The following is a 12,575-nucleotide window of genomic DNA, read 5'->3' as shown; positions in this document are numbered from 1 at the left end:
CGCGCATCGCCGGATGCCTTTCCATCAGGCGGTCGCCGCCGCCCGCGCCAGCAACGCCAACGCTTCGTCACGCGGCATCACGGTGGCGTTCTTCTGCGCCATGTCGAACAAGTTGGCATCGTGCGGCCCGATGGCGCGGTCGCCCACGCAATCGGACAGCACCAGCGGCCGGAACCCGTACGACATGGCATCGACCACGCTGGCGCGCACGCAGCCGCTGGTCACGCAGCCTGCCACCAGCAGCGTCTGCACGCCGCGCTGGTTCAGCCACGCGGCCAGCGAGGTGCCGAAAAAGGCAGATGGCACGGTCTTGCGCACCACCAGTTCGCCTGCACGCGGCGCCAGTTGCGCGACGATGGCGCTGTTATGGCTGTCTTCCTTCAGGCCCAGCAGGCCGGGCACTTTCAGCGTGAAGATATTGTGGTCGCTGTCGTCGTCGGCAAACACGATGCGGCTGTGCGCCACCGGCCAGCCCTGCTCGCGCGCCGTGGCCAGCAGGGGCCCGGTATTGGCGATGGCCTCGTGGATATTGCCGCCGCCAAAGACGGCCGGGTCGGCGAAACCGTTGACGAAATCGATGATCAGCAGGCCGTAGGGCGCCTTGGGTTCCAGCGTGGCGCCGAAGCCCTGGCGCTGGTAGGTCTTCACTTCATCATGCATGGATGGCTCCCTTGGCATCTCGTTGCTGCTCTTGCTGGTACTCGCGATCCAGCACCTTCCCATGTTCAACCACCGCCTCGCCGTCCAGCCGCACCGTGCAATGGCGCACGGGGATATCGATATGGCACGCCGTGGTGCGGCTGCCGCCGGCTTCGTTATTGGGGCCGAAGGAACACAGGAAGTTGCCTTCGAACGCGCGCGCATCCATGCCGATGGTGGCCTCGCGGTCATACATGGCAAGCGTGGACCAGCGCGCGCGCGGCTGCAGCCCCCAGCCGATATGCGACATGGCGTAGGCCTCGGGATCGTTGAACGAGGCCATGTAGTCGCTCAGCAGCTCGGCATCCAGGCCGCCTTCGATGCTGGTGACGTAGCCCTTGTTCACCGTGATGTCGATCGGCTCCTGCACATAGGATTTCATCGGCAGCAGGATGTCGCCGCGATCCAGCACGATGCGCCCGCTGGTGCCGCCCTCGTCCGGCCAGGTCAGCACGAAGCCGCTCGGCCAATGGTCCCAGCGGCCCGGCTCATCGACAAAGCCGTACTCGCTGATGGCGGGAAACTCGCCCAGCGCGCAGCGCAGGTCGGTACCGGCATCCGAGGTGATGTGCATCTCCCGCGCGCGCGCCAGCCGCGCCGTGGCGGCTTTCACGCGAGTGCGGTCGGCTTCGGTGGGCACCAGCCGCACCAGCACCTCGGGCGGCTCCACTGCCAGCAGGATCTTGGTGCCGCCGGAGAGGATCTCGTGCTGCTCGGGCGAGAACAGCAGCGTCATCAGGTCCAGCACCAGGTCGCTGGCCTTGAGCGCGGCGATGGCAGCCGGGTTGCCCGTCAGTGGCGTGGTGCCGAGATATGCCAGCGCGTCGCGGCTCAGCGCCTTGTCGCCGTTGACGGGCGGCAGGTCCAGGCGATTGACGATGGCGCCCATCGCGGTGGCCGCCAGCTGCGCGGTGCGCAGCGTTTGCGGATGGGTGGCGGCGCCGGTCAGCACCGTGACGGTCTGCCCGGGCTGCAGCCTGGACAGCGTGAGCACCTGGCGCCAGGCCTGGGTCAGGTCGTGATCGCTTACTGGCATGTTCTCTCCTTTCTCGTGAAGCAGGCGGATCAGGCCGCAGCCTGGTCCTGCAGCAGCGGCGCACCGAGGAAATCGCCGAAGGCGCGGTAGAAGCCCGCCTCGTCGTCCCACGGGATCATGTGGCCGGCGTCCGGCACGCGCGCTACCTGCACGGCGGGCAGCAAGCCGCGAATCTCTTCGATGTCTTCGGCGCGGATCACGTCACCGCGGCCGGCCACCATCAGCAGCGTGGGGACCTGCACCGACGGCATGTCCGCGTGCACGTCATCGCGGTGAAAGTCCTCGAAGCTCGTGACGATGGCGCGCTCATCACAGGTATGCAGCCACTCGGCGCGCAGGCGCAACTGCGCTTCCGTCCAGGTCGGGCAGAAGCGGCGCATGCCTTCGGCGTCGATGCCCTGGCGCGCCAGGCGGATCGAATCCACGTACCACGGCAGTTGCGAGGGATAGGCGCGCCGTCCCGGGCCGGAAACGGGCGGGTCCACCATCACCAGCCGGGTCAGCCCGGCGGGATTGCCGCGCGCGGCGCGGATGCCGATGCGCGCGCCCATGGAATGGCCGACGATGGCATAGCGCGCCAGGCCGAGCGCACGCGCGAAGGCGGTCACATCCGCCGCCTGCGCGTCCAGCCCGTAGTCCAGCGCATCGCCGGCCTCGGACAAGCCGCGTCCGCGAACATCCAGGATGTAGGTGTCGAAGTGCTTGCCGAACTGCTCGCCGACAAAGCCCCAGGTGACCGCCGGGCTGGTGATGCCGGGCACGATCACCACGGCGTCGCGCCGCGCGCGCGCGCCGGTGTCGCCGCCGTAGCGCAGGTAATGCTGGCGGATGCCGTTGGCGAACACATTGCCGCCGTGGAGAAACTGGCTCATTGCTGGACTCCCTTTGCCGAAGGCATGATCAATAAGCACCCGACAGCAGCGCGCCCGCGCCGGGCACGACCGGCTCCAGGTCGAGCTGCTTGAGGATCGCGTAGGTGGTGGCGATGGCGGCGGTGATCACGGGCTTGCCGGTCATGGCCTCCACCTTGGCCACCGCCGGCAACGACGGCATCTGCACGCAGGCGGACAGCACGATGGCGTCCACGTCCTTGGTGTTCATCTGCGCGACGATGCCGGGCAGCCTGGCTGGGTCGTGGCGGCCCACTTCGAGGTTGTCGGGGATTTCCAGCGCGCGCCAGTCCACCACCTCGTAGCCTTCATTGCGGATGTAGTCCACCACCAGCTCGGTGAGCGGCTTCATGTACGGCGCGACCACGGCGATGCGCTTGGCGCCGATCACCTTGAGCGCGTCGATCAGCGCACCGGCGCTGGTGATCACGGGCGCGTCCGCGCCGTTTGCGGCGGTATGGGCCTGCAAGCGCTTTTCGGAGACGCGGTGGTAGCCGTGGCCCATGGCCATGATGGCCACCAGGCAGGCGTAGCCCAGCACGTCGACGCGGGCGTCGCTCAGCTCCAGCGCGCAGCGGTCGGACTCGGCGTCCATGGCCGCCAGTTCTTCCTTGACCACCTTCTTCATGCGCATGCGGCTGGAATGGAAGGTAAAGCGTTCGGGGCGGACCTGCTGGCGCAACGTCAGCATCGCCGGGATCTCGGTTTCCATGGTGGTGTTCGAGCTCGGCACGATCTGGCCGATACGGAAAATTTTCTGCACTGTCGACTCCGTCATCTGTCTGTTTTTGTCCACCCGCCCTGGCGCCCGTCTTAGCGGCAAGCACCCTGCACGGCCGGACCGGAGCCTTCAGCGGTCTCCGTGTCCTGCGAACGATTGTAGTGTACACACGCTATTTTCACAACAAGGCACTGGACGGCGGACGGCGCACTATTTCAGTGCCTACTTAATGAATAAACTCATCATATGGTGCGTATTTTCACGGTCTATGAGCATTGAATCGAGTCAGTCACTTTGATATCAGGGTTTTCCATAGGAGTGAAACGTCATTTCTTTACAAGCAAATTTCTCGTGTGTACACTCTATTTACCGATTGGCCAGACGGCCTCTTCAGACCCACATCACACCGCCAGGAGAAATATCGTGCAAGGCAAACCACGGATCGCAGTGATCGGCGCCGGACTGGGGGGGACGGTTGCGGCCGCCCTGCTGCAGCGCGCCGGATTCCAAGTCAAGCTGTATGAGCAGGCACCGGCGTTCTCGCGCCTGGGCGCCGGCATCCACGTCGGGCCGAATGTGATGAAGATCATGCGCCGCCTCGGCATCGAAGATGCGCTCAACGACATGGGCTGCCACCCGGACTTCTGGTACAGCCGCGACTGGGAAAGCGGCGAAGTGGTTGCCAAGATCCCGCTTGGGGATTACGCGCTGTCGCACTACGGCGCCAGCTACCTGACCGTGCACCGTGGAGATTTCCACGCCCTGCTGACCGAGGCGGTGGCCCCCGGCACGCTGCTGTTCGACAAGAAGCTGGCCAGCGTGGAGGACCTGGGCCACGTGGTGCGCCTGAGCTTTGCCGACGGCACGGTGGATGAAGCCGATATCGTGATCGGCGCGGATGGCGTGAACTCCCGCATCCGCGAGACCCTGCTGGGCGCCGAGCCGCCCAAGTACACCGGCTATGTGGCGCACCGCGCCGTGTTCCCGATCTCGCGTGTCAAAGGCTTCACCCACGACCGCTGTACCAAGTGGTGGTCCGACGATCGCCATATGATGGTGTACTTCGACACCAGCAAGCTCGACGAGATCTACTACGTCACCGGCGTGCCCGAGCCCACCTGGGACATGGCCAAGAGCTGGCTGCCCAGCAGCATCGAGGAAATGCGCGCCGCGTTCGACGGCTGGCACGAAGGCGTGCAATCGCTGATCGAAGGCACGGTGGAAGTGACCAAGTGGCCGCTGCTGGAGCGCGATCCGCTGCCGGTGTGGAGCCGCGGCCGCCTGGTGCTGCTGGGCGATGCCTGCCACCCGATGAAGCCGCACATGGCGCAGGGCGCGGCCATGGCCATCGAAGACGCCGCCATGTTGACCCGCTGCCTGCAGCAAACCGGGCTGTCGGACTTCAGCGCCGCGTTCTCGCTGTATGAAGCCAACCGCGCCGAGCGTGCCGGCAAGGTGCAACTGGTTTCGCACAACAACACGTGGCTGCGCACGAACGAGAACCCGGACTGGTGCTTCGGTTACGATGTGTTCAACGAGCCGCTGGTGGAAGCCGGGCGCGTGGCCGTCGCAGCCTGAGCCACGCCCCAGCCAGACCGCCGGGTGCCTTTGGGCTCCCGGCCAAGCGAGTGATGTTCTAAAACGCCCCCAGCCCCCAATGAACACGCCCCGCCCCCTGTGCCTCCGGGTCAACCGGACTACATACCAGCTCGATGCCGAGGTCGATCCCGACACGCCGCTGCTCTATGTCCTGCGCAACGACCTCGCCTGCAACGGGCCGAAGTACGGCTGCGGGCTGGGCCAGTGCGGCGCATGCACGGTGCTGGTGGACGGGGTGTCGGCGCGCTCCTGCGTGATTCCCGTGAAAGCGGTGGCGCAACGCGCCATCACCACGCTCGACGGGCTGGGCGCGGCCGGGCAGCCCGACCCGGTGCAGCAAGCCTTTATCGATGAGCAGGCCGCGCAGTGCGGCTACTGCCTGAACGGCATGATCATGACCGCCAAGGCACTCCTGGCGGAAAACCCCGACCCCGATGAAGCGCAGATCCGCGAGGCCTTGCGCTTCAACCTTTGCCGCTGCGGCACGCACGTGGAGATCCTGCGCGCGGTGCAACGCGCCGCCGTGCTGCTGCGCCAGGCCGCCGGCCAGGATGGCGCGGCATGAGCGGGCGCGACGACCTCGTCATGGCGCAGGCCGGCCCAGCCGCATGGCAACCGCCGCCCGAGCGGGAGCGGCTGGCAGGGCACGTCATCCGCCCGCCCGTGCTGGCATGGCAAACAGGCACGCTGCGCAGTGCCCGCCTGATCGATTGCGATGAGGCGGCCGCGCGCGCCCTGCCAGGCATTGCCACGGTATTGCGCCGTGGCGACTTTCTCGGCGTTGCGGCCGATACCGCGCCGCAGGCGCTGCAAGCCGCCAGCGCGCTGCGCGCCCGCTGGCAGGCGCCGCCGAAAGCAGCATCCTCGCGCATGCCGCTTACCCGCCGCATCCTTGCCGAATACGGCGACACCGCGCAGGCCATGGCGAATGCTGCTGGCCAGAACGCGCAGGACTATCGATGGCCACTTGCCGGCCTGCAAGCCGCCGGCTGCACCGCGATAGCCGACTGGCGCGGCGGTACGCTGCGCGTGTGGCTGCCCAGCCGCAGCCCCGGCGCGCTGCGGGCGGAGCTGGCCGCCTTGCTCGGCATCGGCGAAGACCGCGTCGCATTGATCTGCTGGCAAGGCGCCAGCCGCGTTGAGGATCCCCTGTACGCCCACCACGCCGCCGCCGATGCCGCCCTGCTGGCGCATGCGGCCGCGCGCCCGGTGCAGGTCCGCGTGGAGGCCTTTGAGCTTGGCGCCTCGCAAGCGGTGGTCAACACGCATATCGAAAGCGCATGGACGCGCGATGGCGATATCGCCGCCCATGCCGTCAACGCGGCAGTGGATGCACGCGGCATCGCGGCGCTCAGGCACGCGCCGCCGCTGGCCTTGTGGCTCACCCGCACCACAGCGCCGGTCAGCGAGATCGAGCCCCAGGCAAGCGCCCCGCACGACGCGGCCGATGCTGCCATGCTGCCACCCTACCGCTTTGACAGCCTGAGCGTGACGCAGGCCGACCTGCCGGGCCAGCCACGCGCGCCTGGCACGCCAGCGCAGACGGCGCGTGCCTACGTCTTCGCACATGAGTCGCACCTGGACGAGGTGGCAGCTGCCAGCGCGCAAGATCCCGTGGCCTTGCGGCTGCGCCATCTCGACGACGCGCGCGGCGCAGGCCTCGTGCGCCGGGTCGCGGCGCAGGCCAACTGGCAGCCGCGCGGCGAGCGCCCGCTGGCGCAACAGAACGTAAAGCGCGGACGGGGCTTTGCGTACGCCAGCACCATCGAAGCCGGCCAGGCCGATGGCGGCCAGCCCGTGCAGAGCTGGTCCGCATGGGTGGCGGAAGTCGAGGTGGATGCGAGCACCGGCGAAGTCCGCGTCACCGGCGTCACGCTGGGACACGACAGCGATGCGGGCGAACAAGGCGGGGCCGATGCCCTGGCCTTGCAGCAGGAAGCCGCGCACGCCGCACAGCAACTCACCGTCGACGCCAGCCGCTTCGATAGCTGGCCCGCCGCCAGCGTGCCAGCCCTGCGCGATGCGAGCCTGCCGGCACTTGCCACCGCGCAGTTGCCAGAAGTGCGCATTGCCGGCGCGCTGGGCCCCGCCAACGCCACGCTCGGCACGAGCGCGGCAGCCACCCTGCCCGCCGCGCCGGCCGTGGCCAATGCCATCTTCGACGCCACCGGCGTGCGCCTGCGCGAGCCGCCCTTCAGCGGCGACCGCATCCGGCTTGCGCTGGCCGCGCAGGCCAATCCCGAAGGCACGCTCAAGCGCGGCGCCGCCCGCAAGCGCAACTGGCTGCTGGCCGGCGCCACCGCCGCGGCCGGCTTGCTTGCCACGGCCATGCCGTGGCGCGCGCCCATTGCGCCCGTGGCCCCGCCCGAAGCCGGCTTCTACTCGGCCGCCACCATCGAGCGCGGCCGGCTGGTAGCGGCCGCCGGCGATTGCGCGGTCTGCCACACGGCGCCCAACGGCGTGCGCAATGCCGGCGGGCTGGCGCTGGACACGCCATTCGGCACCATCTACAGCACCAACATCACGCCCGATGTCGAGACCGGCATCGGCAACTGGTCCTACGCGGCTTTCGAGCGCGCCATGCGCCAGGGCATCCATCGCGATGGCCGGCATCTCTACCCGGCATTCCCCTACACCGCCTTCGCCAAGACCAGCGATGGCGACCTGCAAGCGCTCTACGCTTACCTGATGGCCGCCGAGCCAGTGCGCGCCAAGGCGCCCGAAACCGCGCTGGCCTTCCCCTACAACCTGCGCCCGCTGATGGCCGGATGGAACCTGCTGTTCCACAGCCCCAAGCCCTTCGAGGCCAATCCGGCCCGCTCGGCGCAGTGGAACCGCGGCGCCTACCTGGCCGAGGGCCTGGGCCACTGCAGCGCCTGCCATTCGCCGCGCAACGCGCTGGGCGCCGAACAGGGCGGCCGGCGCTATCTTGGCGGCGGCGAGGCCGAGGGTTGGGAAGCGCCCGCGCTGGGCAAGCTGTCGCACGCACCGGTGCCGTGGACAGAACAATCGCTGTTCTCCTACTTGCGCACCGGCTACGCCCCGCATCACGGCGCGGCGGCCGGGCCGATGGCGCCGGTGATCGAAGAACTGGCGCTGCTGCCCGAGGACGATGTGCGTGCCATCGCGCACTATGTGGCGTCGCTTGGCGACACGCAGCCCGACGCGGCGGCGGCCAGCGAGCAGGCGCGGCAGCTTGAGCAACGCAGCGCCGATGCCGCGCGTACGCTTGGCGGGCCCGCCGCGCGCCTCTACCAGAATGCCTGCGCGGTCTGCCACCAGGGCGACCAAGGCATCAAGCAATTCGGCATCAAGCCGTCGCTCGCGCTCAATACCAACCTGCACGGCGACAAGCCCGACAACCTGATCCGTGTGCTGCTGGACGGCATTCCCGCACCGGCGGCGAGCGACCTGGGCTATATGCCGGCCTTTGGCGAGAGCCTGGACGACCGTCAACTGGCGCAGCTGGTGCATTACCTGCGCGCCCGCTTCGCCCCCGACAAACCCGCCTGGGGCAACGTGGACGACACCCTCGCTCGGCTGCGCGCGGCTTCCACGCATTAAGCAGGCACTGAACAAAACCAGGCCGGCCTGAAGCCATCGGGCCGCCATTTTTCCGGCAAGCCACCTTGCCGCCGCCCCTTGCCGCGCATACCCCTCGCGGCAAGGGGAAAACCCCGAGGAGAAAACCGCCGCCACGCTCTTGCTAGCTCGTTTTATGTAGCTTACGCTGAACGATCATGTAGCAGGCACTACATGAGTGCCGGATGAAGGAAAGCGGTGCCGCCCCTGCACAAGGACAGCGCGCGGCACCCCGGAGAGCCGGCCTGAAACCATAAAAAACAGCCCATCCATCACTGAACAGGCCTGGCCCGCTGCTTGCATAAGAAACAGCACAAGCCAGCCGCCCGCAGCGGTGGCAAAGACACACACACGGTAGACAACGGTAAACAGTAAAGGAGTGAACATGTCGTATCAGTATCAAGACGGCGCGGCGGGGGTACTACCCGCGGCGGCCGAGCCAGACATCTACCGCAAGGTGACCTGGCGCCTGATCCCGTTCTTCTGCGCCTGCTATCTCGCCGCCTATCTCGACCGCATCAACGTCGGGCTGGCCAAGCTGCAGATGCTGGACGACCTGCACTTCAGCGAGACGGTCTACGGGCTGGGCGCGGGCCTGTTCTTCGTGGGCTACATCCTGTTCGAGGTGCCCAGCAACCTGGTGCTGCAAAAGGTGGGCGCGCGGATCTGGATCGCCCGCATCATGGTGACGTGGGGCCTGCTGTCCGGGGCGACCATGTTCGTCAACACGCCAACCCAGTTCTACGTGCTGCGCTTCCTGCTGGGCGCGGCCGAGGCCGGCTTCCTGCCCGGCGTGCTGCTGTACCTGACCTACTGGTTCCCCACCCACAAGCGCAGCAAGATCATCGCGCTGTTCATGATGGGCCTGCCGCTTGCCAGCATGATCGGCAGCCCGGTGTCCGGCTGGATCATGACCGCGTTCGCCGGCATGCATGGCTGGGCCGGCTGGCAGTGGCTGTTCTTCCTGGAAGCCATTCCCTCGGTGCTGCTGGGCGTGATGGTGTTCTTCTACCTGCCCAACGGCATCAAGGACGCCAAGTGGCTGCAGGCTGACGAAAAGCGCACGTTGCAACGCAACCTGGATACGGACGTGCTGGTGGAAAGCAGCCACTCGCTCAAGGCGGCCTTTACCGACCGCCGCGTGTGGATGCTGGGCCTGATCGACATGTGCCTGCTGATGGGCACGTACTCCATCGGCTTCTGGATGCCCACCATCATCCGCGACTCCGGCGTGGCCAGCCCGCTGCACATCGGCCTGCTCACCGCCATCCCGCACGCCGCGGCGGTGATCGGGATGCTGCTCAACGGCGCGCACTCCGACAAGACGCGCGAGCGCCGCTGGCACATCGTGCTGCCCATCCTGGCTGGCGCCGCCGGACTGGTCGGCAGCACCTTCGTCACCGGCTCTACCTCCGCCACCTTGCTGATGCTGACGGTGGCCAACGTGGGCATCGTGGCGACCTTCCCGGTGTTCTGGTGCCTGCCATCCACCTTCCTGAGCGGCACCGCTGCCGCCGCCGGCATTGCGCTGGCCTGCTCCATCGCCAACCTGGGCGGCTTTGCAGCCACCTACCTGCTGGGCTGGCTGAAGGACACCTTCCACAGCCCGAGCGCCGGCCTGATCCTGTTCGCCGGCTGCCTGGTGGCCAGCTGCTTCCTGGTGCTGGCCATGCCGGCCAAGGTGGTCAACCGCTAGCGTATGGCCAGGCCATCCGGCTTTCGTGCGCTGAGGGCACGGCCGGCTTAAGCGAAGAGGCAAAGGGCTCTCGAGGTATCGGGAGCCCTTTTTTTTGTGGGTTTTAACGCACCTCACCACTTAGCTCGTCCGCAAAAACTGCTCGTCCATGAGCAGATTCTGAAAGCCATTTCCCTAATGGTTAAGCCGGTTACCGGCATTTCCTGTGATAGAGTCACTCTCAGTACAAATCTGACCCGGCAGGTAAGCCATGAAACTGGAAGATCGAATCAACCGCTCGCTTTCGCGGCGCGCGGCGACTGTCGTCCTGCGCTCTGAGCTTGCCAAGATGGGAAGCACCGCGCAGGTTGGCCGTGTGCTAGCCCGTCTCGTGGACGAGGGCAAGCTGGTCCGCGTGAGCAAAGGTGCGTTCGCCAAGACGCGCATCAACAAGTTCACTGGAAAGCCGACGCCCGCCGGCACGTTGGAGGACATTGCAGCCGAGCTTTTCCAAAAGCTCGGTATCGCGGTCTCCCCGAGCCAGCTCGCTGAGGAATACAACAGCGGCAGGAGCACCCAGATCCCGATGGGAACCATTGTCAACACCGGGCGCCGGCGCATCAGCCGGCAAATCACGGTAGGCGATCGGACCATCCAATATGAAAGCCATCACCGCTGAGCTCAAGTCTGACATTGAAGACGCTGCCACGGCAGGCCTGTTGAGCAGCTTGCCGCCCGCGGTGGCGGAAAAGGACATCCACATTACGGATGCGCTGATTGCACTTTCCAAAATCCGGATTACGCACATCGCGCATCGGCAAGAGCGCAGGAAAGGCGACACGCGCCCGGCCCAGGTAGTACTGAAGAGCCAGCTCGTCTTCGCTGGCGGCACGTGCCTGTCGAAGGCCCACGGCCTCATCGAGCGGATGTCGGAAGACATCGACATCAAGGTTCTGCTGGAGGACGTCCCGGATGGCTATGCGCTGCCCAAAGGACATTCGACTCGCAAGCGTCTAGGCGACATCCAGGCCGAGCTGGAGGAGCGCCTGACCCAGGCTGGTTTCGTCTTTGCGAAAATCAAGGACGAGAACAATCCCTTCTCCAACGACAACCGTCGCTACTACAGGCTCGCGGTTGAGTATGGTCCGCAGTTCAAGGATGTATCGGGCGTCTTGCGTCCAGAGCTGAAAGTCGAGCTCATCCATCGTCCGCCGAAGCTCCCGGTCGAAGCGCTCGAGATGGGCTACTGGCTGGACAGCGTCATTTCCCGTGCAGCGCCGGTCCGCTTTGAGATGGTCACGATCTCGGTCGCCGAAACCCTCGCGGAGAAGGTGCTTTCGCTCTTGCGACGCTGCGCCTGGAAGTGGGATGGGCACCAGCGTGGCGAGTCCGATCCGGCGCTGGTTCGCCACGTTTACGACGTCTGGCGTATCCACGCGGCACGACCCGACGCGATCGAGCCCGCTCGCGATGTCTTTGCTTCACTCGTGGCAAAAGACCTTGAAGAGTTCAGGGGCCAGCATCCTGGGTTCGATGCCACGCCCTACGTCGTCCTCAGCGGCGCCCCGGAGCGCGCCCGTAGCGACGAAGGCCTGCGGCAAGATTTCTCGCAGCGTCTGCTTCCTCTCCTGTTCGCCAAAGAGAGGCCTGACTTCGAGGCCTGCTTTGCGTCTTTCGCCGCAATCGCGGAGCACTTCCTGACAACGGCGAGTGCGACCAAGCCCGGCTAGCGCCCCCCCCCCCGACACCGGGCCTTCTCGACAACAAAGATTGAGCCGCGCGCCGCTTATCCGTACCATGCTGCCCATGCAAAGCAGGATATCGGTATGACTCTCAAGACTCTGGACGGCGCGCTCGCCTTGCTGACCTACTTCACGGTGCGCCAGCCCACCTGGGGCGTGCGCGAGCTGGCCAAGCACAGCGGCGTGCATCACGCGGTGGTGCACCGCGTGCTGGCCACCTTCGCCGCCAACGGTTTCCTGGTGCAGGATGCGGCCAGCGGCAAGTACTCGCTCGGGCTGCGGCTGTTCGAGCTGGGCCAGGTGGTGCGCAAGACCTTCTCGCCGGCCGAGGTTGTGCAGCCCGTGCTGGAAAAGCTGGCCGCGCAAAGCGGCGAGACTGTCTTCCTGTCGTGGCTGGACGGCCATGAAGGGCTGTGCGTCGGCATGGTCCAGAGCCAGCATCAGCTGCGCTTCTCGATTGAACTTGGACAGCGCTTTGCGCTGCACGCGGGCGCGCACGCCAAGGCCATCCTGGCCTTCCAGGACGACGCTTTCCGGGCCCGGGTGCTGGAAAACGCCAGGGCGCACGCGCAGGACCAGCCCACGCTGGCCGCGCCCGATCCCGCCGTCATCGAGCCCCAGCTTGCCGAGA

At 66.7% G+C, this 12,575-nt stretch carries 11 protein-coding genes; 7 read left to right on the top strand and 4 right to left on the bottom strand.

The window, feature by feature from the left end; translation table 11 throughout:
* Positions 1 to 24: 24 nt before the first annotated feature.
* Genes ACYP5B_RS09855 through ACYP5B_RS09840 form a run of 4 tightly spaced genes read right to left on the bottom strand, consistent with a single transcriptional unit; the run spans position 25 to position 3,388 of the window.
* Complete coding sequence (locus ACYP5B_RS09855; RefSeq protein WP_459569451.1) at positions 25 to 660, bottom strand: N-carbamoylsarcosine amidohydrolase; 636 nt, start codon at positions 658 to 660, stop codon at positions 25 to 27.
* On the bottom strand, positions 653 to 1,735 hold the full coding sequence (locus ACYP5B_RS09850; protein WP_400093757.1) for a M29 family metallopeptidase: 1,083 nt from the start codon (positions 1,733 to 1,735) through the stop codon (positions 653 to 655). The genes ACYP5B_RS09855 and ACYP5B_RS09850 overlap by 8 nt, the downstream gene beginning before the upstream one ends.
* 29 nt (positions 1,736 to 1,764) lie before the next feature.
* Positions 1,765 to 2,607, bottom strand: a complete 843-nt coding sequence (locus tag ACYP5B_RS09845; RefSeq protein ID WP_459569450.1) for an alpha/beta fold hydrolase — start codon at positions 2,605 to 2,607, stop codon at positions 1,765 to 1,767.
* A 28-nt stretch (positions 2,608 to 2,635) separates the two neighbouring features.
* Positions 2,636 to 3,388, bottom strand: coding sequence for a maleate cis-trans isomerase family protein (locus ACYP5B_RS09840; protein WP_043352885.1), 753 nt, complete (start codon positions 3,386 to 3,388; stop codon positions 2,636 to 2,638).
* Between the two features lie 381 nt (positions 3,389 to 3,769).
* Here ACYP5B_RS09840 and ACYP5B_RS09835 point away from each other — a divergent pair, with 381 nt between their 5' ends.
* The 7 genes from ACYP5B_RS09835 to ACYP5B_RS09805 form a co-directional block, all read left to right on the top strand.
* Positions 3,770 to 4,924 (top strand): FAD-dependent monooxygenase, encoded by a 1,155-nt coding sequence (locus ACYP5B_RS09835; protein ID WP_318236808.1) that lies wholly within the window; start codon positions 3,770 to 3,772, stop codon positions 4,922 to 4,924.
* A gap of 79 nt (positions 4,925 to 5,003) precedes the next feature.
* Positions 5,004 to 5,510: a (2Fe-2S)-binding protein gene (locus ACYP5B_RS09830; protein WP_459569449.1), complete on the top strand. Its 507-nt coding sequence runs from the start codon at positions 5,004 to 5,006 to the stop codon at positions 5,508 to 5,510.
* A complete protein-coding gene (locus tag ACYP5B_RS09825) occupies positions 5,507 to 8,509 on the top strand; it encodes a c-type cytochrome (protein ID WP_459569448.1) in 3,003 nt (1,000 codons plus the stop codon). Before ACYP5B_RS09830 ends, ACYP5B_RS09825 begins: the two co-directional genes overlap by 4 nt.
* A gap of 403 nt (positions 8,510 to 8,912) precedes the next feature.
* Positions 8,913 to 10,223 carry an MFS transporter gene (locus ACYP5B_RS09820; RefSeq protein ID WP_318236811.1) on the top strand — a complete coding sequence of 437 codons (1,311 nt, stop codon included), beginning with the start codon at positions 8,913 to 8,915 and terminating at the stop codon, positions 10,221 to 10,223.
* Positions 10,224 to 10,473: 250 nt separating this feature from the next.
* Complete coding sequence (locus ACYP5B_RS09815; protein ID WP_400093749.1) at positions 10,474 to 10,881, top strand: DUF6088 family protein; 408 nt, start codon at positions 10,474 to 10,476, stop codon at positions 10,879 to 10,881.
* Positions 10,862 to 11,932: a nucleotidyl transferase AbiEii/AbiGii toxin family protein gene (locus tag ACYP5B_RS09810; RefSeq protein WP_459569447.1), complete on the top strand. Its 1,071-nt coding sequence runs from the start codon at positions 10,862 to 10,864 to the stop codon at positions 11,930 to 11,932. The genes ACYP5B_RS09815 and ACYP5B_RS09810 overlap by 20 nt, the downstream gene beginning before the upstream one ends.
* Positions 11,933 to 12,028: 96 nt before the next feature.
* Positions 12,029 to 12,575, top strand: a 547-nt coding sequence (locus tag ACYP5B_RS09805) for an IclR family transcriptional regulator (RefSeq protein WP_459569446.1), incomplete at its 3' end; no start/stop codon positions are given.

The sequence above is a fragment of the Cupriavidus sp. 8B genome (genome assembly GCF_054589115.1).
This window is presented reverse-complemented; position numbering and strand designations above follow the sequence as displayed.

Bases quoted from the DNA above. Each gene is read 5' to 3' on its own strand.
- ACYP5B_RS09855 (WP_459569451.1), bottom strand. From the start codon at position 660: ATGCATGATGAAGTGAAGACCTACCAGCGCCAGGGCTTCGGCGCCACG.
- ACYP5B_RS09850 (WP_400093757.1), bottom strand. From the start codon at position 1,735: ATGCCAGTAAGCGATCACGACCTGACCCAGGCCTGGCGCCAGGTGCTC.
- ACYP5B_RS09845 (WP_459569450.1), bottom strand. From the start codon at position 2,607: ATGAGCCAGTTTCTCCACGGCGGCAATGTGTTCGCCAACGGCATCCGC.
- ACYP5B_RS09830 (WP_459569449.1), top strand. From the start codon at position 5,004: ATGAACACGCCCCGCCCCCTGTGCCTCCGGGTCAACCGGACTACATAC.
- ACYP5B_RS09825 (WP_459569448.1), top strand. From the start codon at position 5,507: ATGAGCGGGCGCGACGACCTCGTCATGGCGCAGGCCGGCCCAGCCGCA.
- ACYP5B_RS09820 (WP_318236811.1), top strand. From the start codon at position 8,913: ATGTCGTATCAGTATCAAGACGGCGCGGCGGGGGTACTACCCGCGGCG.
- ACYP5B_RS09815 (WP_400093749.1), top strand. From the start codon at position 10,474: ATGAAACTGGAAGATCGAATCAACCGCTCGCTTTCGCGGCGCGCGGCG.
- ACYP5B_RS09810 (WP_459569447.1), top strand. From the start codon at position 10,862: ATGAAAGCCATCACCGCTGAGCTCAAGTCTGACATTGAAGACGCTGCC.